Source organism: Amycolatopsis ultiminotia (assembly GCF_039536925.1).
Taxonomy (GTDB): domain Bacteria; phylum Actinomycetota; class Actinomycetes; order Mycobacteriales; family Pseudonocardiaceae; genus Amycolatopsis; species Amycolatopsis ultiminotia.
This window is the reverse complement of record NZ_BAAAZN010000001.1, coordinates 65,918-88,867: the sequence shown is the minus strand read 5'-3', so window position 1 is coordinate 88,867 and position 22,950 is coordinate 65,918. Positions and strand designations below refer to the sequence as shown.

Annotated in this window: 23 protein-coding genes; 2 read left to right on the top strand and 21 right to left on the bottom strand. The window is 69.2% G+C overall.

Annotation, left to right across the window (positions count from 1 at the left end; all coding sequences use genetic code 11):
- Positions 1–14 precede the first annotated feature (14 nt).
- The 17 genes from ABD793_RS00425 to fdxA all read right to left on the bottom strand — a co-directional run bounded on the left by ABD793_RS00425 (position 15) and on the right by fdxA (position 16,970).
- Positions 15–557: an RNA polymerase sigma factor gene (locus ABD793_RS00425; RefSeq protein WP_344854178.1), complete on the bottom strand. Its 543-nt coding sequence runs from the start codon at positions 555–557 to the stop codon at positions 15–17.
- A gap of 1 nt (position 558) precedes the next feature.
- Complete coding sequence (locus ABD793_RS00420) at positions 559–1,845, bottom strand: MlaD family protein (RefSeq protein ID WP_344854177.1); 1,287 nt, start codon at positions 1,843–1,845, stop codon at positions 559–561.
- Complete coding sequence (locus tag ABD793_RS00415) at positions 1,842–3,101, bottom strand: MlaD family protein (protein WP_344854176.1); 1,260 nt, start codon at positions 3,099–3,101, stop codon at positions 1,842–1,844. Before ABD793_RS00415 ends, ABD793_RS00420 begins: the two co-directional genes overlap by 4 nt.
- Before the next feature lie 10 nt (positions 3,102–3,111).
- Positions 3,112–4,527 (bottom strand): MlaD family protein, encoded by a 1,416-nt coding sequence (locus ABD793_RS00410; protein WP_344854175.1) that lies wholly within the window; start codon positions 4,525–4,527, stop codon positions 3,112–3,114.
- Positions 4,527–5,804: an MlaD family protein gene (locus ABD793_RS00405; protein WP_344854174.1), complete on the bottom strand. Its 1,278-nt coding sequence runs from the start codon at positions 5,802–5,804 to the stop codon at positions 4,527–4,529. The genes ABD793_RS00410 and ABD793_RS00405 overlap by 1 nt, the downstream gene beginning before the upstream one ends.
- Positions 5,804–7,183 (bottom strand): MlaD family protein, encoded by a 1,380-nt coding sequence (locus tag ABD793_RS00400; protein ID WP_344854173.1) that lies wholly within the window; start codon positions 7,181–7,183, stop codon positions 5,804–5,806. Before ABD793_RS00400 ends, ABD793_RS00405 begins: the two co-directional genes overlap by 1 nt.
- On the bottom strand, positions 7,180–8,418 hold the full coding sequence (locus ABD793_RS00395; protein WP_344854172.1) for an MlaD family protein: 1,239 nt from the start codon (positions 8,416–8,418) through the stop codon (positions 7,180–7,182). The genes ABD793_RS00400 and ABD793_RS00395 overlap by 4 nt, the downstream gene beginning before the upstream one ends.
- A 1-nt stretch (position 8,419) precedes the next feature.
- Entirely contained in the window at positions 8,420–9,244 is an 825-nt protein-coding gene (locus tag ABD793_RS00390; protein WP_344854171.1) for an ABC transporter ATP-binding protein, read from the bottom strand.
- Positions 9,245–9,273: 29 nt separating this feature from the next.
- A complete protein-coding gene (locus ABD793_RS00385; protein ID WP_344854170.1) occupies positions 9,274–10,116 on the bottom strand; it encodes an ABC transporter permease in 843 nt (280 codons plus the stop codon).
- A gap of 13 nt (positions 10,117–10,129) precedes the next feature.
- Positions 10,130–10,987, bottom strand: a complete 858-nt coding sequence (locus ABD793_RS00380; protein ID WP_344854169.1) for an MlaE family ABC transporter permease — start codon at positions 10,985–10,987, stop codon at positions 10,130–10,132.
- A gap of 1 nt (position 10,988) precedes the next feature.
- A complete protein-coding gene (locus ABD793_RS00375) occupies positions 10,989–11,417 on the bottom strand; it encodes an SCP2 sterol-binding domain-containing protein (protein ID WP_344854168.1) in 429 nt (142 codons plus the stop codon).
- A 22-nt stretch (positions 11,418–11,439) separates the two neighbouring features.
- On the bottom strand, positions 11,440–11,652 hold the full coding sequence (locus tag ABD793_RS00370; RefSeq protein ID WP_344854167.1) for a ferredoxin: 213 nt from the start codon (positions 11,650–11,652) through the stop codon (positions 11,440–11,442).
- Positions 11,637–12,869: a cytochrome P450 gene (locus ABD793_RS00365; protein WP_344854166.1), complete on the bottom strand. Its 1,233-nt coding sequence runs from the start codon at positions 12,867–12,869 to the stop codon at positions 11,637–11,639. The genes ABD793_RS00370 and ABD793_RS00365 overlap by 16 nt, the downstream gene beginning before the upstream one ends.
- A 41-nt stretch (positions 12,870–12,910) precedes the next feature.
- A complete protein-coding gene (locus ABD793_RS00360; protein WP_344854165.1) occupies positions 12,911–14,008 on the bottom strand; it encodes an NAD(P)-dependent alcohol dehydrogenase in 1,098 nt (365 codons plus the stop codon).
- A 12-nt stretch (positions 14,009–14,020) separates the two neighbouring features.
- Complete coding sequence (locus tag ABD793_RS00355; protein ID WP_344854164.1) at positions 14,021–15,463, bottom strand: aldehyde dehydrogenase; 1,443 nt, start codon at positions 15,461–15,463, stop codon at positions 14,021–14,023.
- Between the two features lie 200 nt (positions 15,464–15,663).
- A complete protein-coding gene (locus tag ABD793_RS00350) occupies positions 15,664–16,632 on the bottom strand; it encodes an NAD(P)/FAD-dependent oxidoreductase (protein WP_344854163.1) in 969 nt (322 codons plus the stop codon).
- Positions 16,629–16,970 carry a ferredoxin gene (fdxA, locus tag ABD793_RS00345; RefSeq protein WP_344854162.1) on the bottom strand — a complete coding sequence of 114 codons (342 nt, stop codon included), beginning with the start codon at positions 16,968–16,970 and terminating at the stop codon, positions 16,629–16,631. The genes ABD793_RS00350 and fdxA overlap by 4 nt, the downstream gene beginning before the upstream one ends.
- A gap of 370 nt (positions 16,971–17,340) precedes the next feature.
- On the opposite strand from fdxA, the gene ABD793_RS00340 reads away from it, so the two are divergent.
- The gene (locus ABD793_RS00340) at positions 17,341–18,198 is read left to right on the top strand and encodes a PaaX family transcriptional regulator (protein WP_344854161.1); all 858 of its coding nucleotides are present in this window, start codon (positions 17,341–17,343) and stop codon (positions 18,196–18,198) included.
- Positions 18,199–18,247: 49 nt separating this feature from the next.
- Positions 18,248–19,072, top strand: coding sequence for a hotdog fold thioesterase (locus tag ABD793_RS00335; protein WP_344854160.1), 825 nt, complete (start codon positions 18,248–18,250; stop codon positions 19,070–19,072).
- A gap of 466 nt (positions 19,073–19,538) precedes the next feature.
- Here ABD793_RS00335 and ABD793_RS00330 read toward each other — a convergent pair whose 3' ends face one another.
- The 4 genes from ABD793_RS00330 to ABD793_RS00315 are packed head-to-tail and all read right to left on the bottom strand — an operon-like array spanning position 19,539 to position 22,936.
- Positions 19,539–20,537 (bottom strand): PDR/VanB family oxidoreductase, encoded by a 999-nt coding sequence (locus ABD793_RS00330; RefSeq protein ID WP_344854159.1) that lies wholly within the window; start codon positions 20,535–20,537, stop codon positions 19,539–19,541.
- On the bottom strand, positions 20,527–21,051 hold the full coding sequence (locus tag ABD793_RS00325) for a hypothetical protein (RefSeq protein ID WP_344854158.1): 525 nt from the start codon (positions 21,049–21,051) through the stop codon (positions 20,527–20,529). The genes ABD793_RS00330 and ABD793_RS00325 overlap by 11 nt, the downstream gene beginning before the upstream one ends.
- A complete protein-coding gene (locus tag ABD793_RS00320; RefSeq protein WP_344854157.1) occupies positions 21,045–22,145 on the bottom strand; it encodes a phosphotransferase family protein in 1,101 nt (366 codons plus the stop codon). Before ABD793_RS00320 ends, ABD793_RS00325 begins: the two co-directional genes overlap by 7 nt.
- Positions 22,142–22,936: an SDR family NAD(P)-dependent oxidoreductase gene (locus ABD793_RS00315; protein WP_344854156.1), complete on the bottom strand. Its 795-nt coding sequence runs from the start codon at positions 22,934–22,936 to the stop codon at positions 22,142–22,144. The genes ABD793_RS00320 and ABD793_RS00315 overlap by 4 nt, the downstream gene beginning before the upstream one ends.
- Positions 22,937–22,950 lie beyond the last annotated feature (14 nt).

Genomic DNA, 22,950 nt, shown 5'->3' with positions numbered 1-22,950 from the left:
GTTCCTAACCTTGTCTAAGATCCTCCGGGCGCGACCGTGGCGGGCAGCAGCGATCCCAGCCGCATCAGCGCCCGGTACTGCAACTGCCGGACCGCGGTTTCGGTCCGGTCCATCTGCTTCGCGGTCTCGGCCACCGAGCAGCCGTCGCCGAAGCGCAGGTCGAGGCACCGACGCTGCGCCTGGCTCAGCCGCGCGACGCACTTGCCGACCTCGGCGACGAGCCACTTCCTGGTCAACCGGTCCTCGAACAGCTCGTCGTACGCCGGTTGCTCGGGCACCTCGTCCAGCACCACCAGCCGCCGGGACCGGGCCGACTTCCGGTCGTCGAGGATGACGTTCTTCGCCACCCGGTACAGCCACGGCACGACGCTGTCCTGCCGCTGTTTCAACGTCAGCACGTGCCGGGCGGCGCGCAGGAAGGTCTCGCTCACGAAGTCCTCCGCGACGGACGGGCTCACCGACCAAGTGCGGACGTAGCGGTACACGTCTCGATGGCACCGCCGGTAGACCTCGGCGAGCCACTCGGGATCGGCGATCGCTTGCGCGGACACACTCATCTCAGCCTCCAGCGGGTTCGAGCCGGGTGAACGAGCGCCCGTCGGGGGCCAGGCTCTTCCCTGGCGCCGGGTACGGGTTGCGGTTGGTCAGAATCGCCGGAAGCGGGACCGGCACGCCCTTGACGATGCTCTCGTTGCCCAGATCCGGCTCGAGGCGGAAGAAGTGGATGCCCGCCTCGTCCACGTAGTTCAGCATCGCCCCGAAGTTGGAGAAGAACGCGCCCAGCTCCGGCCCGTACGGCGAGAGGTAGCCCAGCATCGGGTTGAGGTGGCTCATTGTCGTACGGAGCTGGGGCACCAGCGCCGTAGCGTCACCGGCGAGCGTCGGCACCCGGTCCAGCGTGGCCGGTGCCTCGTGCAGCGTGGCAGTGAGATCGGGGAGAAGACCGCGCAGATCCCGGGTGGTCGCGGGCAATTGCTGCAGCGCGGTCGACAGCGCGGGCGCTGCCTGGTTGAGATCCGCCGCAACCGGGCCCAGTGCAGTCGACAGGTCGCGCAGGCGGCCGGTAGCGGTCTGCGTGCTCGTCAGCAACGGCGGAAGCTTCCGCACTGTGTCGGTGAGATTCTGCTTCTGCCCGCTGGTGGCCGTCGTCAGTTTCTGCGCAGCCGCGACGAGATCCCCGATCTGTCCTTCGCCGGTATTCAACGCCTCGAGCACAACGGTGGTCTGCTTGGCGAGCGCGGTGAGGTCTTTGGACTGCGCGGCGACCGCATCGATCGCGGTGTAGCCCTGGCGGCCGAGCGCGCCGAGCCCAGACAACGCGCTCGACACATCGTCTTTGGTGCCCACGGTCGCCGCGCCCGCGGTGCGCAGCACGCTGCCCAGCGCGTTCCGGGTCTTGGGGTCGAGCGAGTTGACCACGTCGCGCAACTGCACCGCGGGCTTGACCGCCGAGTCCGCCAGCTTCGTCCCGGACGGCAGTTCCGGGCCGGAGCCGTCCTGGACGTCCACATAAGACTCCCCGGCAAGCGACTTCGCGCCGACCCGGACCGTCGCGCCCTCGTGCAGCGGTCCCGCCTCCGGGTCCAGGGCGAGGCGGACCGTCGCTTTCCCGTCCCGGTTCGACACGTCCTCGACCCGGCCGACCCGGACGCCGGCGATGTCCACGTCGCCGACCGGAATCAGGTTGTCGACGTCGCCGGTGTCGAACGACATCGTGTACGCCGCTGCCTGGAACGGGCCGGCGACACCCGCCCGGTCGAACAGGTAGCCGAGATAGGCCAGGGACAGGACGAAAAACGCGCCCAGGACGAGGAGTTTTCCCAGCGTGCCCTTGAAGATTCTCATGGGTGGCTCCCGCCGGTGTTGCCGCTGTGCGTGCCCGGAAGCACGCCGGCGTCGGGCAGCGGGACCGCGACGTGGCCGCGGATGAAGCCGCCATTGGCATCCGAAAGACTGAACGCGCCGTTGGTGTTGTAGATGAAGGCCTGGAGGTCGCCCAGGTAGGAGACCAGCAGAGCCGAGTCGGGGATCAGGTCCCGCGTGACGGGCTCGAGGTCCGCGAGCGAGCGGTGCACGTCGCCGACCAGGGGGCTGACGTCGCGAACCACGGGGCCGGCTGCGGAGACGACCGGTTTGGCCGCGGATACCGTGGCGCCGAGGCTGTCCACGGTGCCGCCCAGCTTGCGCAGGGTGTCCGGCAGCTGGGCGGAGGCCTGGTCGAGGTGGTCGAGCACCGGGTTGAGCCGGCTGGTCAGCCCGCTCACGCTGTCCATCGCGTGGCGCAGCTCGCCGGTGGTCCCCGGCAGTTCCGTCAGCGTCGCCTGGACGTCTGCGTTGTGCTGGGCGAGCACGGAAAGCGTCGACTGCGTGGAGTCGAGCAGCTGTGCCAGCCGCGCGTCGTTGTGCCCGACCGCGCCGCTGATCCGGGTCAGCCCGGTGACCAGTTTCGCGATGTTGTCCCGGCGCGCCGCCAGCGCGTCCAGCACCGGTTTGACCGCGGTCACCGTGCCGTCGGCGGCGCGCAACCCGCCCGGCAGGTTCTGCGGAGCGTGGGCGAGTGCGACGTCAGAGGCCGACAGCAGGTTCGTCAGTGCGGCGCGGCTGCGCTCGTCGAGATGGTCGAGCACCTCGTCCGGCTGCACCGGACGCTCGGTCTGGCCGACCGGGATCACCCCGTCCGGCGGCAATGCGGGAGCGGGCGGTCCGCCGGGGTCGACCTCCACGTACATCTCGTTCAACGGGTTGGTGGGCCGCAGGACTAGATGCGCGTTGCGATACACGGTGTTCCCGGGGTCGAGCGACATCGTCAGGCGCGCGGTGCCGCCGCCGGTCACCTCGCTGCCGGTGATCTGCCCGACCTCGACCCCGGCGATGCGGACCTTCGGCTGCTGCCCCGGGTTGACCGCAGGAGCCTGGGCGAAGTCCGCGGAGAACACGTACCGGTCCGACCAGGGCGGGATGAAACGCTGATTGCCGAGGATCACCGACGCGCTGACCGCCCCGAGCACGATCAGCACCAGCACCGTGAGCACGTTGCGGCCGAGACCGGGAACGGTGCGGACCCGTTCCCACGTCCGGTGGATCGAGAATTGCTTCTTCACCGCATCGCTCCTAGTTCGATCGCAGGGGGATCGGCGGAAGGGCACCGGGCAGGACCTGGCCCTGGCCGGGCGAAGTCGCCGGCTGCGGGTGATAGGTGTCGCCGGAGTTGTCCGGCGGCGGGAGAAGCTGGGCTCCGCCAGGGATCAGACCGAGCGACTGCAACAGTTTTGCCGTGCCCGGGTCGTTGCCGCCGACGCTCGAGACTCCGACCCCGAGAGCCAGGCCGAGCATGCGGCCGTTCTTGTTGCCGTACTGGGACAGGTTCGCCGTGTGGGCCGCGAGGTAGCCCACCTCCTGGTAGAACAGGTGGCCGTTGCCGCCGTCGCCGGCGTAGGCGCCGGTGCCCGACCATGGCGACAGCACGGTCTTCGCGATCGGCCCGTTGACCCGGTCCAGCACCGGCCCGCGAACGTTGTTCAGCGTCGAGGTCGCCCCTTTGGCGGTCGGCACGAGCTCGTCCGCCAGCGGACGGACCTGCCGCAGCAGCGGCCGCAGATCCCGGACCAATGGCAGTGCCTGCGCTACGACCGGATTGGCCTTCTGCAGCAACGGAGTCAGTTCCTTGACCGCGGGCGCCGCCTTGCCCGCGACCGCGATGACCCGGTCCAGGCTCCCGCTCAGCGCGTCAAGTCCCTTGCGCGTGGAACCGAGCGTCGCCGGCAGCCGGCCGACCGTGTCGGCGAGCGGTGAGCGCTGCGCGGCGAGAGTCGCGCTGACGTCGCGCAGCGAGTCGATCACCCCGGCCAACTGCCCTTCCTTACGGGTCATCGTTTCGGTAGCCGAGTCCAAGTCGGGCACGAGCTGGTAGAGATCCTCCTGCGGACGGGTTCCCCGCGCCGCGGACAGCACGTCCTTCGCGGGGGCAAGCGCTCCGGGGGCGTCCCGGACCAGGTCGCCCGCTGCGTCTCCCGCTCCCGCTTTGAGCGCCTCGTCCGTCAGGCGCGTGCTGGCCTGGACCGACTCCCGGGCCCGGCCCGGCAGCGTGGCCAGCACCTGGTCCAGCTCGGCCGGGACCGACGTACGCGCCACCGGGATGGGCTGGGCGGTGTCGTAGGCCCGCCGGTCCCCGCCGGGCACCAGTTCCAGGTAGTAGTTGCCGCCGAGCAGCGTGGTCGGCCGGATGATCGCAGAGGGACGGCTGCCCAGCTTGCCCACGGTGCCGTCGTCCACCTTCATCGTCACCAGGGAGTGCCCCTGACCGGCCTTGCCGACCCCGGTGACCGTGCCGACCACCACGCCGGCGACCTTCACCTCGGATTTGTTCGGCTCCAGCCGGTATTCCCTGGCGAACTCCGCGCGGACGACGTCGCCAGAGGAAAGGACCGTGCCGATCCGCTCCTTCTGGTACACCCCGAACAGCGCGCCGACGACGAGGAGCAGCAGGACGGCGCCGAGCACCACTGGTCTGCGCATTCTCAATGCCATCAGTTGTTCCCTCCCGGCAACAGGTTCACCGGCGACTGGGTGTGCTCCCGGTCCGCTTGGCCGGGCGCGGGGTAAGCGTCCTGCCCCTGCAGCGAGTCCGGCAGGAGCCCGCCGGTGGCCGCGGACAGCCCCTCCACTGCGACGCCCACCCGCGCCCCGTGCACCCCTGGCGAAACCTCGGTGGACACCATGCTTTCGATGCGCCGGAAGAACTCCACGACCTGAGTGCTGTACTGCGCCAGGGTGTTCACCGGCGACGCCAGGTCCACGAGCCCGCGCGACAGCGCCGGCGCGAGCGGGCGAGCGTCGGCCAGCGCCCCGGTCAGATCCTTGATCGCCGGCTCGGCCTTCTTCGCCACACCGGGCACCGCACCGAGCGGCGTCGGCGCCTCCCCCAGCACTCCGCGCACATCGGGAGTCGCCTGGCCCAGCGCTTGCGCTCCCGGCCGCACCGCCGACAGCGCGCCGTGCAGATCGGTCAGCGGGCCGCTGAGCGAGTCGAGTGCGGACTTCGCCCCGGTCAGGGTGCCCGGAAGCTTCGTGAGCGTGTCCTCCAGCGGCTTGCCGTCGTCCACTGCGAGTGCACCCGCGGTGTCGCCGACCTGACCGACCAGATCGGCCAGCTGCTGCTGGTGCCCCTGGAAGGAACCGGACAACTGGTCGGCGCGCTGAAGCAAGGCGGAGAGGTCCGCCTTCGGCGCGGTCAGGGCGTCCGCCGTCCTCCCGAGCCCGGTCAGCTCGGCGGGCGCGTGCTCCAGGAAGTCGTGCAGGTCCTTGCTGTGCCCCGCCGCGCCGTCACCTGCCTCCCGGACCGTGCCGGTCAATGCTTCTCGGGTCGGCGGGTCCAGCACGTCGAGCACCTGGTCCAGGTCGGCCGAGTCCACGTTGCGATCCGGCGCGATGACCCCCTCCCTCAGTGGCCCGGCTCCGGCGTGCCCTCGGTCGAGCTCCACGAGCTTCTTCGCCAGTGCTGATTGATCCCAGATGGCGGCACGGGCATCGGCGTACACGGGCACCGTGCCGTCGAGTTCGAGGGTCACAACGGCCTGCTTGCCGTCGTAACGCAGATCCGCTACGCGGCCGATACGCGAGCTGTTCTCCCGGACGTCGTCACCGACCTTGAGCGACGCACCGACATTGCGGAAAGCGGCCCGCACCACCGTTTTGGCCGTTCCGGGCACGCCGGAGCTGGCCGTCATGCCGAACAGGACGGTCACGACGAGCACCGCGATACCGACGAGCCCGATGCCGAATGATCGGGTGGTGACCGAACGCATCACAGGCCTCCGAGCAGTTGGTCGAGCAGCGAACTCTCCTGGTTGCCGGTCAAGCCGGTCGCGCTGCCCGGGTCGCCCGGCGGAGGACCGGCCGGAGCGGGCAGATTGAGCGGCGGCTGCTGCGGCTGCGACGGCGACGACTGCAGGGCCTGTTGCTTGGCCGGCGCGGGCGACGCGGCCAGTGGCTGTGACGCAGCCGGATTCGCCGGCCCCAGTCCCGCACCGGGGATTTGCAGCAGCGATTTCGGCGTGGTGACAACGAAAGCGCGGAAGTAGTTGCCCAGCGCGTCGCGGCCGTTGGTGCTCATCGCCCAGTACTTCACGAAATCCAGTGCAGTGCCCAGCGCCGGGGTAAGGTCGCCGACCAGCCGGTGCGCCGAAGCGCTCACCCCGGGCAGCACTGCCCCGCCGGCGCCGAGATCGCGCACCACCGGCGCAGCTTGGTCGAGCAGCTCCTTCGCACGGTCGAGCACGGCCGGGAGCGAGGACAGCGCCGGATCCGCACTGTCGGCGAAAGAGTTCAATTCGGCCGTGATTGCACTGAGGTTGTCCGTCACCGGGCGAACCGAGTCCAGCGCCGGGATGCCCTGTTCGGCCGCCCCGGCCGTCTCGGACAACACCTGCCGCGCGGTGCGCAGCGTGCCGGGCAGCTGGCTCAGCGCCTGCTGCATCGACTGGCGCTGCGCCGCCACCGCGGCCAGCATCCGGTTGCCCGCGTCGACAGCCTGGTCCAGGTTCTTGCCGTTGCCGCCCGCGAGTGCCTGCGCAACCGGCGTGGTCCGGTCGACCAGCTGGCCGAGCACCGCGTTCTGCTGGTTCAGCACGGCCGCGAGCTGCTGGGTGTTCTGCATGGCCGGGGCGAGGGCTTTCAGCGCCGCGTCGACGTTCGGCCCCTGCCCCGCGGTCCCTTCGCCGAGCGTCGTCACCAGTGCGGCGAGCGCGGTGCCTGTGGGATCGTCGACCGAGTTGAGCACCTCGTCCAGGTCGACCGCGCGGCTCGTGTGGTTCGCCGCGATCACGCCCCGGTCCAGCACCGGGGCCTGGCCCGAACCGCGATCGAGGTCGATGTAGCGCTCGCCGAGCAGCGTGACCGGACGGATCTTCGCGGTCGCGTCCTGGTGCACCGGCAGCACGGCCGCGTCCAGCTGCATGCGCACGGCCGCCTGGCCGTTTCGCAGGCTGACCGATTCGATCTCGCCGACCTGGACGCCGCCCATCCGGACGAGGTTGCCGGGGATCAGCGGGCTCGCGTCAGCGAACATCGCCGTCAGCTCGACCTTGCCCGAGCCGGACCGCGACCCGAGATACCCGGCCACGGCCGCCGCGACGACCACCACGACGGCTCCGATCCGGATACCGCGTTTGACCACAGTCTTCATCGCGGTGCACTCCCATTCGCGTCGATCCACGGCTGGCCGGAGGCCATACCCGGGGCCGGGGTGGAACTCGGCCCGCCCTTCAACCCCGTGTTCACGCCGGGGTTGTCGTCGAGAATGCTGGTACTGACCTGCACCAAGCCATGGAAGTAGTGGCCTTGCGCGTCGTAGTTCGCGAACGCCGCGCCCCAGTTCGTCAGCCAGCCCGTCAGGTCCGGCGTGTAGGGCCGCAGGAACGCCACCGCGGGGTTGAGCTGGGCCGCTGCCTGGCTGACCCCCGGCAGTACCCCGTGCGCGCTGTCGAGCAGCGCCGGCGTCGTCTGCAGCAGAGCGGTCGCCGAGCGGAGCGTTGGCCGCAAGTCGGCGATGGCCGGGCGCAGGTCGGTGAGCAGCGGGCTGAGGTTGTGCGCCACGGACGTCAGCTGTTTCGTCGCCGGCTGCGCGTCCTGCAGCAGCGGCACCGCGGCGTCCACCGCGCCCGGCACCCGGTCGACGGCCTGCTGCGTACTGTCCAATGTGGAGGGAAGTGCGCCAAGAGCCTGCGTCAGCTGGGACTGCTCGGCCGCGAGCGTGTCCGTCGCGCTGGTCAGGTTGCCGATCACCTGGCGCACCTCCTGCTGCCGTGCGACGACCGGGTCCATCAGCTTGCGCAGATCGGCGATCAGGTTCTGGACGGCGGGACCGTCCTGGCCGACTGCCTTCAGCACCGCGCCAAGTTCGTTCACCGCCGGCCCGGCTGTGCTCAGGGTCGCCTTGATGTCGTCCGGATGGGCTTTGAGGCTCTGGTCGAGCTGCTGCACCACCGAGTTCAGGTGCGTCCTGGTCCGCGGGTCCAGCGCGGCCAGTACCTGGTCGAGCTCCACCTGCTCCCCGCCCGCGGGCAGCATTGCCCCGGACGGGATCACCGGGTTGGCGACCGGGCCGGGTGTCAGCAGCACCACGCGCTCCCCGAGCAGGCCGCGCCACTGCACCTGCGCCGTGGTGCCTGCATGCAGCGGCGCGTGCGCGTCCTCGACCGAGACGGTCACTAGTGCGCTGCCGTCGCGCGTCGCCAGGCGGGTGACCTGCCCGACCTCGCTGCCGCTGATCTCGACCCGCGAACCGTCCAGCAGGTTGGCCGCGTTCGGCATCACCAGCTGGATCTCATATCCGTTGTGCTGCATGGCGAACAGGTAGCCGCCACTGATGACGGCGACGGCGAGCACCGCCGCGCCGGCGAGCCATTTCGCGACTCTCATGTCAGTCCATCCCCAGCGGACCGACCGAATCGCCGGCCAGGAATTGCCGCACGAACGGGTCGTCCGAGGCGAACGCGTCGTCGGCGGCCCCGTAGTAGACCACCCGGCCCTGCCAGATCAGGCCGACGTAGTCGCTGACCTTGCGCGCCGTGCGGATATCGTGCGTGACCACAACATAGGTGCCCTTGTCGTCGCCGTGCACCTTGAGGATCACGTCGTTGAGCAGGCTCGTGCGTACCGGGTCGAGGCCGGAGTCCGGCTCGTCGAACAGCACGATCTCCGGGTTGAGCACCAGCGCCCTGGCGAACCCCGCGCGCTTTTTCATGCCGCCCGAGATCTCGTTCGGCGCCTTCTTCTCCGCCGCCTCCAGGCCGACCTCTTTCAGCCGCTCCATCACGATCTCGCGGATCTCGGCCTCCGGCAGGTCGGTGTGCTTGCGCAACGGGAAGGCGACGTTGTCGTAGACGTTCATCGAACCGAACAGCGCACCGTCCTGAAACAACACGCCGAACCGCTTGCGCAGTGCGGCGCGTTCGCGCTCACGCACTTTCCAGATGTCCTCGCCAAAGATCTCCACCGTGCCCGAATCCGGTTCGAGCAGGCCAACCATGTGCTTCAGCAGCACGCTTTTCCCGGTGCCGGACGGGCCGAGGATCGTGGTGATCGCCCTCGGCTTGAACTCCAGCGTGAGGCCTCGCATGACCTGGAACGAACCGAACGCTTTGTACAGGTCCCGGACCTTCGCGACCGCGCCCGTCCCGCGGCCGTCCTGGGGGACGGCAGGGAGCACGTCGGTGCTGTCGCCACCGCGACTCTGCGGATCCATCGGAACTCCTCACCGCCGCCGCGGGCGGTCTAGTTGGCTATCGGGGTCTGGATGGTCGTGCCGAAGAAGAGCTGGTAAAGGATCGCCGCCGCGCCGGACACGACGATCATGTTGACCATCATCGATTTGGCGGTGTTGCGGCCGACGCCCACCGGGCCGCCGGAGGCGGTGTAGCCGTAGAAGCAGCCGACGAGGACCACCAGAGTGGCGAGCAGCACCGCCCAGATCAGCGCGTACAGCAGGTCTACGGGCGTCTGGAAGGACCAGAAGATGTTCGAGTAGCCGCCGGGTGACGTCGTCTCGAGCATCGGCTGTACCACCGCCCAGGAACCCAGGTACTGGCACCCTTCCCCTGCAATGAACATGAAGGGGGCCGCGAGCCACATCGCCCACAGCCGGGTGCCGGCGAGGTAAGCGCGGGAATGGATGCCCATCACCTCGAGCGCGTCGATCTCGTCGCTGATCCGCATCGAGCCGATCTCGGCCACGTAGCCGCAGCCGACCTTGGCCGCCAGCACCCAGCCCCACATGGAGGTCGAGTCCGCCTTGAGATCGCCGATCGAGGTGAACACCCCGACGTAGCCGGACGCACCGACCTGGTCGAGGATGTAATGGCCCTGCAGACCGGTTTCCGCGCCGATCGCGAACATCATGAACCAGATGATGATTCCGCTGGACCGGATCAGGATGGCCGCCTGCCGCAGCACCTCGGAGAAGTAGAGCCCCAGGGTCAGCGGCATCTCCGCCAGCACCCGGAAACCGAACCAGGCGAGGTCGCCGACAGTTTCGGCGGCGTTTCGCAGGACATTGGACCGCCGCGGGACCGGGGTGCGCAGGTCCGGCAGCTTCGCGGTGTTCTCGACTGTCGTCATCGCCGGCCGCCCTTCACCGCAGCATCAGCAGGTTCGGGTTGAGCCCCTGCGCGATGGCGTTGAAGAAGAAGTTGAACACCCAGACCATCGCGAAGCAGATGACCACCGCCTGGTTGACCGCCCGGCCGACGCCCTCCGGCCCGCCGCCGGCGTTGAGGCCCTTGTAGCTGCAGATCACGCCGATGAACAGACCGGTCAGGAGCGTCTTCAGCTCGGCTCCCCACACGTCGGCGGCGTACAGGTTGTGCGACATGCTGTCGATGTAGGCGCTCGCAGTGGTGTCGGCGAGCGCGCTCACCGCGACCAGGCCGAGCAGCACCCCGACGAAGGAGGTGAGGCAGTTGAGCAGCGCGCACATCACGGCGGTTGCGATCACTCGCGGGATCACCAGCATCCGCAGGACGTCCATGCCGAGCACCTTGAGCGCGTCCAGCTCCTCGCGGGCCCGGCGCGCGCCGAGGTCCGACGTGATCGACGTGCCGATCACGCCAGCCACGACCATGCCGACCATGAACGCGGCGATCTCTCGGATGTCGGCCATCACCCAGAACGCGCCCATGCGGTTCGCCGCGCCGAGCAGGCTGAGCAGGCCGACGCCCATCACCGTGATCAGGAACCCGAACCCCGCCATCGAGATCGTCGCCGGCCAGAAACACAGGCGCAGCAACGCATACATCTCGTCGAGCGTGTCTTTCCAGTAGCCGCGCGGGCGCCGGATCGCGCTGGCCAGCACCTGCCCCAGCAGCTGGCAGATCTGGCCCACCTCCAGCACTGCCGTGCGCACCGGTCCGGGCAGCACGCCGATGGCGCGTTCCGTTCCCCGGACCCGGCGCCGCGGCGGTGCGGCGCCGGGTTTCTCCACCGTGGTCACGTCAGTTCACCGCGTCGACCAGATCGGCGCGCCCGGCTTCGCGGAGGATGTTCTCGTACGTGCCGAACAAGGGCTTGGTGATCGGGACCACCTTCATCACCGCGGACACCTTGCCCTTGGTCTTGATCTGGCCCCTGGCCATCGCCAGCGCGACATTCACCTTGCCCAGCCAGAACCGGTGCGCGGTGTCGGCCAGCATCTCCAGCTCGGCGTCGATCGGACGGGTCACCTCCGCCCCGCCGTCCTTCCCCAGCTGCACCACGCCCTCGCCGAAATCGATCACGATGGTCGACTCCGGGTCGGACTGGTTGAGCTTGAGCACGGAACCGACCTTCCGCAGCTTCGGCCCCAATTCGGAATCGGCCAGGCTCACCTGGAAAATCCTGCCCAGGTAGCGGTAGACCTCGTCCTCGTCCTTGAAGACACCCACGAGAGCTCCTTTGCTCGAAACGCTATTCGTCGTGAAGGGAGATCGCCCGCTCCGGGCACGTCTCGACCGCTTCGTCCGCCGCTTCGCGCAGTCCGGGCGGGACGGTGTCCACCAGTGCGATGGACTTGCCCTGGTCGTCGTCGACGTCGAACAGTTCCGGCGCGCGCACCGCGCACCGCGCGTGGCCCTGGCAGCGATCCGAGTCGATCGCGATCCTGATCACTGTTCCGGCCATTCGTCGAACACCACCGGCACCGTCTTCACGCCCCATGTGTTGCCGGTGTGCCAGACGGCCTCTTTGCCCGGCTCGATCCGGTAGCGCGGGACGCGGTGCAGGAACTCCCGCAGCAGGGTCTTCAGCTCCAGCCGCGCCAGATGCGAGCCGAGGCACCGGTGGATGCCGGAGCCGAACCCGAGGTGGCGGTTGGGCTGGCGGTCGAAGACCAGCTCGTCCGGGTTGTCGAACTCCTCCGGGTCGCGGTTGGCCGCGGGCCACAGCAGCAGGAGCCGGTCGCCCTGTTCCAGCTGCTGCCCGGCGAACTCGCACGGCTCCGCGACGTTGCGCGCCACGCCGGGCTGCGGCGGCATGAACCGGACCAGCTCCTCGACGGCGAGGTCCAGCTTGTCCGGGTCGTCGACGATCCGCTCCAGCTGGTCGCGGATCTCCGGTTTCTCCGCGAACATCAGCAGCAGCCTGCTCAGCACGCTGGCGGTCGTGTCGAAGCCGGCGGGCACCAGCACGAGACAGAACCCGTAGATCTCGTCGTCGGTCAGCCGTTCCCCGTCGAGCTCGGCCTGGTCGAGATGGCTGATCAAGTCGTCGCCGTACCCGTTGGTGCGCCGCTGTTCGAGCATCTCGGCGAAGTACATGGTGCAGTTGAGGCCCGCGGCCATCGACCGCTCCATGTTCTCCTCGTCGGTGGACTCCGGATCCGGCTGGAGCATGTAGAGGAACTCGTCCTTGAGCTTTTCCCAGTCCTTCTCGGGAACGCCGAGGTACAGCTCGAGAATGCCGCGCAGCGGAAGCGGGATCGCCACTTCCTTGGCCAGGTCGGCGCCCTTCTTGCCGACCAGCCCGTCGATGATCGTGCGGACCATCTCCTGCATGTGCGGTTGCAGCGCCTCCACCGACTTGGGGCTGAACCGGGCGCCGACGAGCGTCCGGTACTTACGGTGCATCGGCGGGTCCGACTCGATCGGGATCATCGGGGTCGGATTGCCGAACGGCGGGATGGTGACAGGGAACGAGGAGAACTGCTCCGGCTTGTGCGCGGCCTCGTAAACGTCGCGGTAGCGCGAAAGCGCGTAGAAGCCGCCATGTTCGACGCTGTGCGCGACCGGACACTCGGCGCGCATCTTCGTGAAGATCTCGTCCTGGTGCTTCTGGCAGTCCCGGTCATGCAGGCTGAAGTGTTCGATCAGCTTGCCGAGGACGCCGTCGTCGACAGTCACGATGTTTCCTTTCCGTTGCCGTAAAAGAGAACCGGACCGGATCAGACCAGCCGGAGAACCGGCTTGACCGCCTTGCCCGCCTCGGAATCCGCGCAGGCCGCGTTGATGTCGGCGAAGTCGTAGCTCGTGATCAGCTTGTCGAACGGGAACCGGCCCTGCGCGTGCAGTTCCAGCAGCCGCGGGATGAAATCGTCGGGACGGGCGTCACCCTCGGTCACCCCGGTGATAGTGCGGCCGGTCATCAGCAGTTCCAGCATGTCGACCCGGACCTCGGTGCCCGCCGTGCCGAAACCGAGCACCGCGCAGGTGCCCTTGGGCGCCAGCGCGCTCACCGCTTGACCGACGACGGACGTCACGGCGGTGGTATCGACCGTGAAATCGGCTCCCCGTCCGGTGATCCGCTGGATCTCTTCGACCGGGTCCTTCGCCGAGGCGTCGATGCTGTGCGTGGCGCCCAGTTCCTCGGCGAGCGCCAGCCGGTCCGGCACCAGGTCCACGGCGATCACCTTCGTGCACCCGGCCGCGCGAGCGGCCATCAGCGCCGCGATACCGACCGCTCCGGCACCGAACACGGCGAGGCTCGAGCCGGTCTCGGGGCGGAGCCGGTTGAGCACCGTGCCCGCACCGGTCTGGATGCCGCAGCCCAGCGGGCCCACGATCGACAGGTCCGCGTCCGGGCTCAGCTTGACGACGTTGTTCTCGGTCGCGATCGAATGCGTCGCGAACGAGGACTGGCCGAAAAAGAAGCCGTGCACGTCGCCCTCACCGTGCAGCGCGTTGGTGCCGTCCGGGCGGGAGCCCGCCACGTTGCTCACGACGAACTGCTCGCAGTAAGCCGGATCGCCCTGCAGGCACATCCGGCAGCGGTGGCAGGACGCGAAGGTCAGCAGGACCTTGTCCCCCGACTCGACCTTGGTGACGCCAGAGCCGACCGACTCGACGACGCCGGCACCCTCGTGGCCCAGCACCAGCGGCAGCGGCACCGGGAGCCACTGGTTGCGGACGCCGATGTCGGTGTGGCAGACGCCGGTGGCGTGGATCTTGACCAGTACCTCGTCTGCCCGGGGCTCGTCGAGTTCCAGTTCCTCGATCCGGAAAGGATGGCCGGCTTCGCGCACGACCGCGGCCTTGACACGCATGGGAAATCTCCTTCAGGCAGGCAGGTAGATCGACTTGAGCTGGAGGTAACCGGACAGGGCTTCCGGGCCGAATTCGCGCCCGATGCCGCTGGCTTTGACCCCGCCGAAGGGCGCGTTCAGGTCGAGCACGTACCCGTTCACGCCGATGGTGCCGGTCTGCACGCCCCGGGCGACCGCCGTGGCCCGCTCAGCGTCAGCCGACCAGACGCTTCCACCGAGGCCGTATTCGGAATCATTGGCGATGCGCACCGCTTCCTCGTCACCGTCGTAAGAGATGACCGACAGCACCGGGCCGAAAATCTCCTGCCGCGCGATCGTGGAGCCGTTGTCCACGTCGGCGAACAGGGTCGGCTGGACGAACCAGCCTCGGTCGAGTCCCTCGGGACGACCGCCGCCGAGCACCAGCCGCGCGCCTTCCTCTCGGCCCTTGGCGATGTACCCCTCGACCCGGTCACGATGCTCGGCCGAAGCGAGCGGGCCGACCTGCGTCGATGGCTCCAGCGGATCGCCGACCTGCAACCCGCCCAGCCATCCGGCCAGCGAACCGACCACTTCGTCATAACGACTGCGCGGCGCGAGGATCCGGGTGCACGCCATGCAGGTCTGCCCGTTGTTGGCCAGCGAAGCGAAGAAGAGTCCCTCGGTCACCTTGTCCAGATCGGCATCGTCGAGGATGACCGCGGCCGACTTTCCGCCCAGTTCCAGCGAAACAGGGCGCAGCAACGCGCCACAGCGTTCTCCGATCGCCCGCCCGGCAGCGGTCGAACCGGTGAAGGCGATCTTGTCCACGCCGGGGTGCGACACCAGGTACGCACCGAGCTCCCGCCCGCCGGGGACCCAGTTCAGCACGCCCGGCGGCACGCCCGCTTCCTCTGCCGCCTCGGCCAGCAGGAAACTGTCCAGCACGGTACCCGGCGACGGCTTGATCACGACGGTGCAGCCCGCTGCCAGCGCGGGCGCGATCTTGGTGACCGCGAGGACAACCGGGTAGTTCCAGGGAACGATCGCCCCGACCACGCCGATCGGGCTGCGCCGGACCAATGTGTCGAACCCGAGCGGCGACGGACGCCGCTCCTCGAACTCGGTCGAGGTGGCCAGGCTCGCGTAGTACCGCAGCAGCGCAACCGCGTAGCCGCCTTCGAACTGCTCGCTCAGGCTCAGCGGCATGCCGTTCTGCAGGCTGACCGTCCGGGTCAGCTGCTCACCGCGCTTTTCCAGCGCGTCCGCGAACCGGTTGAGCACGTCCGCTCGCTCGGCGGGCGACGCGGTGGCCCAAGGGGAATGGTCGAATGCCTGGCGCGCGGCGCGCACCGCGCTGTCGACGTCTTGTTCGCTTGCTTCGGGAACGCTGCCGAGCGGTTCCTCGGTCGTCGCGTTGACGACCTCGATCCGCCGGTCGGAAGCGGACTCCGTCCAACTTCCTCCGATGAACAAGCTGTCATACGCAATTGCCATGTTCAGCTCCTTTGCTGTGGCCCTCGTGCAACGCGATTCCGCCGAATGACGCCGCTCGAGCACCAAAGCTATGGCGGCGGTGACGCAGGCAACAACACGTAGATCTACGTGCTTTCGGCCGGGTACGCGGATCCGCGTACCCGGTAAACGACGACGGCCGGCAGACAGGCGGAACCCGCCTGTCTGCCGGCCGTCCGTGCTCAGCTGGCCCCGGCGTCCGTGGAATGACCAGGGAAAACCGGTTGACCGGGATCGATGAAATGCGCCGCGTTGTTCACCGCGGTGGCGGCCTCGCCGAACCCGACCGCGATCAGCCGCACTTTCCCCGGGTAGTCGTTGATGTCGCCGGCGGCAAAGACTCCGGGAAGGCTGGCGGCCATCGACGGGCCGACCGGGATGTGCCTGCGGTTGTGGACGTCAACGCCCCACTTCAGCAACGGCCCGAGATTCGCGGTAAACCCCAGCGCAGCGATGATCCGCTGGCAGGGCGACGTCCACGCCTCGTCGCCATGCGTGATCTCCACGCTCTCGACCGCTTCGTGCCCGATCACTTTCGTCACCTGGGCACCGGTGACGATCTCCACCGGGCTCGCCCGAACCGCGGCGACAGTGCCGGGATGGGCCCGGAAAGTGTCCCGCCGGTGCACCACCGTGACCGACTTCGCCAACGGGTGCAACGCTTCCGCCCAGTCGAACGCGGAGTCGCCGCCGCCGACGATCACCACGTCCGTCCCGGCGTAGTCGTCAAGCCTGCGCACGAAATACGCCAGCCCGGTCCCGGCGAACTGCTCGGCCGCGGGCAGCGGGCGAGGGGTGAACGTGCCGATCCCGCCCGCGACGATCACCGCCTTCGCCGTGATCCGCGTGCCGCGATGGGTGGTGACAGCGAACCCGGGTTCGAGGGTTTCGGCCCGGTGCCCCAGCAGGTACCGGGGCCGGAACGGGGCCGCCTGCTCCAACAGCCGCTCGACCAGCTCACGGCCGCGAATCGCCGGGAAGCCGGCGATGTCGGAGATCCGCTTTTCCGGGTACATCGCGGTGATCTGGCCCCCGGGCTCGGGCAGCGAGTCCAGCACCGCAACGGAAAGCCCGCGGAAACCGGCATAGTAGGCGGCGAACAGGCCGGCCGGCCCGGCGCCGACGATCACGACATCGGTCTCGTGGTTCATCCCGCGCCCCCGAATCCCGAGACCAGCTCGGTGTCCACCCCGATGGCCCCGGTGACCGCCGCTCCCCCCGGCGCGCCGACGGCCTCGCCGCGGCCCGGCAACGGCTCCTCGAAGAACCTCGCGTTGTCCTCGGCGAATTCGGCTTTGCCGCTCGGCACCTTCGTGTCGAGGGAGATCGCGGTCACCGGGCAGGCGGGCTCGCAGGCCCCGCAGTCGATGCATTCGGCGGGATTGATGTACAGCTTGCGTTTTCCCTCATAAATGCAGTCGACCGGGCATTCCTCCATGCAGGAACGGTCCATCACGTCGATGCAGGCATCGGTGATCACATAAGGCACGACAAGGTCCTCTCGTTCACGGAAAAGACACGGCGGACTCGCCGGAGTGAATCGCGGAATCGCACAGAGGGTGGACGGGATCGTACCCGCGCCGCCCGTGCGCTGTATAGGTTCTCCGGGATTTCCGCCGATGCGCGCCGGTCGTGCGCCCTCTCGGAAGTCTGTCCTGTTGCGGACTCCGAAACCCATCGCGAGCGCCGAATGCGCGCCGGCTCCCACGCGGCTCGGTACCGTGGTAGGCGAGCACCCCGGTCTTCGACGCACCCGAGCGCAACGCAACCTACACCGTGCCACACTCAGTCGCGCATGATGTAGAATGTGGCTGCCGGACCGGGCGAGCAGCCGCGCGACATGGAGATGAGGAGGCTACATGCCAACACCCGAGGCGCTCGACGCGCTGTCGCCCGGAAGCGCGGAGGCGCCTCTCGCTCACGGAAGTGCGCGGTCGTTGCTCATCACGATCCTCGGCGAGCTGGTGTGGCCCGCCGGGCGGCCGGTGTGGACCTCGACGCTGGTGCACATCCTCAAGGGTCTCGGCATCGAGGAGCAGACCGCCCGCCAGGCTATCGCGCGCGCCTCGGCTTCCGGATGGCTCGAGCCGGAGCGCCAGGGACGCGAAGTGTGCTGGACACTGACCGAGAAGCTCGTCCACATCTTCGAAACCGGTTCGCGCCGAGTTTACTCGCTCAGCGATTCGTTCAGCAGCTGGGACGGGTCCTGGCTGGCGCTGTGGACCACGATCCCCCAGTCGATGCGCCGCGCCCGGCGCCCGCTCTACGCGGGCCTGACCTGGGCGGGCTTCGGCAACCCGGTACCCGGGCTGTGGCTGACCCCGCACGTCGAGCGGGTCGCAGAGGTGCGGCGGCTGCTGGAGGAGCTCGAACTCGAACGGCACACCTTCGCCTTCACCGGCAACGTCAGCGCCATCGGGATCTCCGCCGAAGAGATCGTCGAACGCGGGTGGAACCTCGACGACCTGCGCGCTCGGTACGACCAGGTCTGGGCGGCGATGAACGACCTGCGTCCGGCCGGGCCGGACGAAACCCTCTTCGCACACATCCGGCTGATCAGCGAGTGGCAAGAGTTCCCGCGAGCCGATCCGCAACTGCCCGAAGCGCTGCTGCCGGACTGGGCGGGCAGGCGGGTCGCCCGCCGGATCGAGGCGTTCCGCGCGCAGTGGACCCCGATCGTGCGCAAGCGGTTCGCCGAGCTGGACGTCACGACCTGACGCTTTAGACCACCTCCCCGCACAACCCGTCACCATTGGGAGAACCTTCTTGGCCACCACCGCCTCGCCCCGAAAGCCGGCTTTCCTGCCTCGCGGACCCGAATCGCTCTTCGCCGTCGACGGACTCGTCTGCCGCGACGGCGAAGTCTCGGCACGGATGCGGCTGGGGCCGTGGTCGGCCGGACCGGGCGGAACCGGTTCGATCGGGGTGCTCGCGGACAACATCCTCGGCTACGCCCTGATCTCGCGGGCCCCGGAAGGGCGCTCGTCGGTGAGCACCGAAATCTCCCTCGACTTCCTTCGGCCACTGTCCGAGCCCGGAACGTGGCTGTCGGCGCTGGGGCGGGCAGTGCACGCGGGCGCCACGGCCGGACTGGCCGAGGGGTCCGTTTTCGACGCGAACGGCCGGCTCGTCGCCAGGACCCGCCAATGGGGAAGATTCGTCCGCCGTGGCCCCGGACCGGACGAGGTCGAGGCCCACAACGGAAACGCACCCTCCGGGAACCACAGCGGGACCGACCCCGGACTCCTCGCCGACCTGCGCGAAAAGGTCAACGCGGCCGACGGGCGAGCCCGGCTCGGCGTCGAGATCACCGACGAGCTGGTCAACTTTCACGGCACCTTGCACGGCGGAGTGACTCTATGGGCGGCCGGACTCGCGGCCGACGCGGCCCTGTCCACCTCCGCCGTCGGTCTCGTCCCGGCATCGATGACCGTCAGCTATCTTCGGCCGTTGCCGCACCGGGACCTCGCTGATTTCAACGCCGACGTGGTGAGCCGCGGCAGGAGCCTCGCCCTGACCCGCGTCACCGGCCGCAACCGGGCGGGCGAGCCGTGCATCGTAGCCGCCGTGCACCACCACAGCCTTGGCTGACACCGCGAACAGCGTCCCGACGGTCCGGCGTTGAGTGGATCAGGTGTCCGGCGACGGCAGTGATGGGTCTTCCCAGGGGTTTGGTTGACAACCGAGGGGGCTCCGGCCTCGCTCGAGCGGATGTCGTCGTGCCCAAGGCTCGCGCGTGTGTGAACTGGCCGCGGCTGATGCCCCGGTGCGGATGCCGTACGAGGATTCGCTGTGGCGCAGAACCTCGTGCGGCGGATCTGCTCGGCCATCTGCACCGTCGTAGCAGCGGCCGGAAACTGTCGGCACCGCCCCGCTTCGGTCTGGAACGGCAGCGACCCGAACACCGGGCCAACGGGCCCGCCGACGCGGCGAGCCGCCCGCCGTCGAATCCGTGGCCGCCGGGTCGACCGTCGTCGCTTTTCAAGGGGTAAGCTCAGCGGAGTGCGCGGGCTTTTCGACCGTATTCCCGTCAGGCCGACGACCCGCGGAGCGCCGGTCAAAGGTCCAGGGTCATCCGCGGCGTACGAGAACGCGAACAGCACGGGGTGATCAGTTCGCCGGAGGCTTGCTCGTCCTCGGCCAGCACGGCGTCGCGGTGTTCGGGATCGCCTTCGATCACCCGGGTGATGCAGGTGCCGCAGACCCCTTCGCCGCACGAGACCGGAACGTAGATGCCCCGTTCCTCGAGTACTTCGACGATCGTCCGGTCCGGGGGCACGTCCACGGTCACACCGGACTGCTGCGCGACGACCTGGAAGGTCTCCGCACCGGCGGCGGATCCGCCGGTCGGGGCGTCCGCCCGGAACCGTTCGACATGCAGTGTTCCCGGCGGCCACGACCGGCACCGCCGCTCGAGTTCGGTCAGCAGCCCTTCCGGGCCGCAGGCGTAGATCGCCACGCCGATGCGCGGTTCGCCCAGGATCCGGTCAAGGTCGAGCACGCCCGACTCGTCCTCGGACACGATCTCGACGCGCTCCCCCATCTGTTCGAGCTCGTGCACGAACGCCATGGAAGACCTGCTGCGGCCGCCGTAGGCGAGCTGCCAGTCGACATCCGGCTGCCCGCGGGCGGCCTCGATCATCGGCAGCAGCGGGGTGATCCCGATCCCGCCCGCGATGAACAGGCAGCGCCGGGCGGGCGCGAGCCGGAAGTTGTTGCGCGGCCCGCGGACCGGCAACACGTCGCCCGGCTGGACGCAGGTGTGCAGCCAGGCCGAGCCGCCCCGGCTGTCGGGGGTGTGCAGTACGGCGACCCGCCAGCGCATCCGGTCCGCCGGCGAACCGCACAGCGAATACTGGCGGATCAGGTTTTCGGTCATGAGGAGGTCGACATGGGCGCCCGGCTGCCAGTCGGGCAGCGCGTCCCCGTCGAGCGAGACGAGGGAGATCGCGACGATCGCGTCGGCGATCTTGTCGACGCTCTCGACGCGGACCTTGCGGATCGGTTCGCCGGTTTCGGCCGGTGCGACGGCGCGCACCGGGGAGTCAGTTGTCATCGTGGGTCCCCGCGGCCTCGCCTGCCCGGGCGACCAATCGCCGGTGCAGGCCCGAGACCATGCTCGTCACTGGGCTCAGGGCGGTGGAGGGCAGATCGCGATCGTGCCGGAGCGCGGCCTGCAGGTCGGCGAGAATCTCCTGCAGTGCGTGGTTGACGGTCATCAGGTGCGCCAGGCCCGGGTCGTGCACCCCGGCCTCCGCCGCGCTTCCCGCGATCTCGCGCTCCGGCAGCCGATTGCGAACCCGGTCGAAGCGGGTCCGCAACCGGGCATAGCCGGTCCCGGCTTCGGCGGGCAGCGCCCGCAACGCCCGGTCCAGTGTTTCGGCCAGATCGAGGTTGTCGGCCTCGAGGTACGTCGCCTGCAGGTCCCACGACCGTTCGAGCCGCCGCAGGAGGTGAAGTGCGGATTTGAGCTGACGGCGGGGTGCACCGTCGGCGAGCGCGGGCAGCACCTGGCCGGCGAGCTGGATATGCACCGCGCGCAGCAACTCGCCGGTCGTCGGCCTCAGCACAGTGCTCCTTTCGGCAGGGATTCCCATTCGGCGGCCAGATCGAGCGCAAGAGCGAGCGAAGTGGTCACGGTGGCGGCCCGATCGGCGAGGCGCAGGTTGGTCGTGGTCCCGTCGGCGAAGGCACGGGCCGCGCGGATCGAGATCGCCGCGAACTTCGCTTCGGCGAACACCCGGTGGTAGAGCAGAGCGGCCCGGTCGACCGGCGCGCCGCCCGCCTCTTCGTACCGGCGCACGAACGAACCGAGGTCGAGGAACCGTTGCGGGCTCCACAGCGGCCGGAAGATCCACGCGAGGTCCTCCGCCGGATCTCCGACGTGCACCATTTCCCAATCCAGCAAGGAAACGAGCCGGGCATCCTCGTAAAGGAAGTTGCCGGGACGCAGGTCGCCGTGCACGAGGGCGACCCGTGCCGGTGCCGGCACGTTGTCCAGCAACCAGTCGAAGAGCCCGGCGAGCACCGGCAGCGGTTCCAGCCGGCAGCCGAGGAAAACCGACTGCCAGTACTCGATCTGGGCGGCGACGGTGGATTGCGGGTCGATGTTCCCGTCCTCGGACACGACCCCGCCCAACCGCTCGGTCAGCCCCGGCACGTCCCGGTGCACGTCGACCGCGTGCAGCTCGGCGGCGGCGCGGGCGAGATCGGCGGTCAGTTCCCGCGCCCGCGCGCGATCGCGGGAACGGAGGAACGCGACCGGATCGGCCCGGCCGGGCATCCGTTGCAGCACAATCGAACTTGTACCGGTCACGGCGCCATCGCGGTCCGCCGCGAAAACCCGCGGGGCGCGCACGGACGTTTCGGAGAGCGCGCGCAGAACGGCGTACTCGCGCTCCGGATCGGCCTGGACCTGCGAACCCGGTGCGCGGCTGAGCATGATCACCGGTTCCCGCCGTCGCCTGGCGCTGGGTTCGGTCCAGGTCGCCGTCCCGGCGAGGGCCTGGCGGGCATTGCCGCCGAAGACCTGCTCGACCTGTTCGACGCCCACGTCCCTGGCACCGGGAAGCTGCTCACGCAGCAGCTCGGCCAGCTGCGCGGCGGCTCCCGGACCGCCCGGGTCGGCGCCCGTCGCGGACGGCTCGGGAGAGGATCCGTTCACCGGACCCCCGCCGCTACTCGCAGCGTCTCCCCGGTGATCGCGTCGGACTGGGGTTCCAGCAGGTAGGCGATGGACTCGCCGAGGTCTTCGGGGCGGGCGAGGTCCCCGAGCGCGGTGTAGGCGAGGTGCCGCTCCAGGTAGCCCTCGTCGATCCACTCGCGAACCCGGTCGCTGAGCACCAGCCCGGGAGCGACGCAGTTGACCCGGACACCAGTGCGGCCCATGACCAGGCTCAGGCTCCGGGTCAGCCCGATCACCGCGGCCTTGGCCGAGTTGTAGGCCGTGTTGCCCAGTTCGGGGCGGTTCGCGAACGCGGCCAGCGAAGCGACGTTGACGATCTTGCCGTAGCGCTGCCCGGAGAAGTGCGACTCCAGCGCCTTGCTCATCAGGAACGCGCTGTTGACGTTGAGCGCGAAGGTGTCGAGGAAGTAGTCCAGCGAGATGTCCGAAAGCGGGAGGTCGTAGACATCGCGGTCGATGTTGGTCATCCCGCCCGCCACGTTGGCGAGTCCTTGCACGGAGCCGAACTCGCCCAGCCCGAACCCGACCGCCGCCAGGGTGTCCTCCTCCTTGGTGAGGTTGGCCTTGAACCAGCGGAACTGCCCGGGCAGATCCTTGGTCTGCCGCTCGGTCTCGCCCAGCCGCCGGGAGCTCAGGTCGACACCGACGACGTTGGCGCCGGTCCGCAGCAGCCGCGCGGCCGCGGCGCCGCCGATGCCGCCGCCGGCACCGGTGACGACGTAAGTCCGCTCGTGAGGTTCGAGCGCGGAGTGCAGGGGCACAGCGTTCATGGGGATTCCTTTTC

Excerpts from the sequence above, each read along its gene's own strand:
- ABD793_RS00425 (WP_344854178.1), bottom strand. The coding sequence starts at position 557 with ATGAGTGTGTCCGCGCAAGCGATCGCCGATCCCGAGTGGCTCGCCGAG.
- ABD793_RS00420 (WP_344854177.1), bottom strand. The coding sequence starts at position 1,845 with ATGAGAATCTTCAAGGGCACGCTGGGAAAACTCCTCGTCCTGGGCGCG.
- ABD793_RS00410 (WP_344854175.1), bottom strand. The coding sequence starts at position 4,527 with ATGGCATTGAGAATGCGCAGACCAGTGGTGCTCGGCGCCGTCCTGCTG.
- ABD793_RS00405 (WP_344854174.1), bottom strand. The coding sequence starts at position 5,804 with ATGCGTTCGGTCACCACCCGATCATTCGGCATCGGGCTCGTCGGTATC.
- ABD793_RS00400 (WP_344854173.1), bottom strand. The coding sequence starts at position 7,183 with ATGAAGACTGTGGTCAAACGCGGTATCCGGATCGGAGCCGTCGTGGTG.
- ABD793_RS00395 (WP_344854172.1), bottom strand. The coding sequence starts at position 8,418 with ATGAGAGTCGCGAAATGGCTCGCCGGCGCGGCGGTGCTCGCCGTCGCC.
- ABD793_RS00390 (WP_344854171.1), bottom strand. The coding sequence starts at position 9,244 with ATGGATCCGCAGAGTCGCGGTGGCGACAGCACCGACGTGCTCCCTGCC.
- ABD793_RS00385 (WP_344854170.1), bottom strand. The coding sequence starts at position 10,116 with ATGACGACAGTCGAGAACACCGCGAAGCTGCCGGACCTGCGCACCCCG.
- ABD793_RS00370 (WP_344854167.1), bottom strand. The coding sequence starts at position 11,652 with ATGGCCGGAACAGTGATCAGGATCGCGATCGACTCGGATCGCTGCCAG.
- ABD793_RS00360 (WP_344854165.1), bottom strand. The coding sequence starts at position 14,008 with ATGCGTGTCAAGGCCGCGGTCGTGCGCGAAGCCGGCCATCCTTTCCGG.
- ABD793_RS00355 (WP_344854164.1), bottom strand. The coding sequence starts at position 15,463 with ATGGCAATTGCGTATGACAGCTTGTTCATCGGAGGAAGTTGGACGGAG.
- ABD793_RS00350 (WP_344854163.1), bottom strand. The coding sequence starts at position 16,632 with ATGAACCACGAGACCGATGTCGTGATCGTCGGCGCCGGGCCGGCCGGC.
- ABD793_RS00340 (WP_344854161.1), top strand. The coding sequence starts at position 17,341 with ATGCCAACACCCGAGGCGCTCGACGCGCTGTCGCCCGGAAGCGCGGAG.
- ABD793_RS00330 (WP_344854159.1), bottom strand. The coding sequence starts at position 20,537 with ATGACAACTGACTCCCCGGTGCGCGCCGTCGCACCGGCCGAAACCGGC.
- ABD793_RS00315 (WP_344854156.1), bottom strand. The coding sequence starts at position 22,936 with ATGAACGCTGTGCCCCTGCACTCCGCGCTCGAACCTCACGAGCGGACT.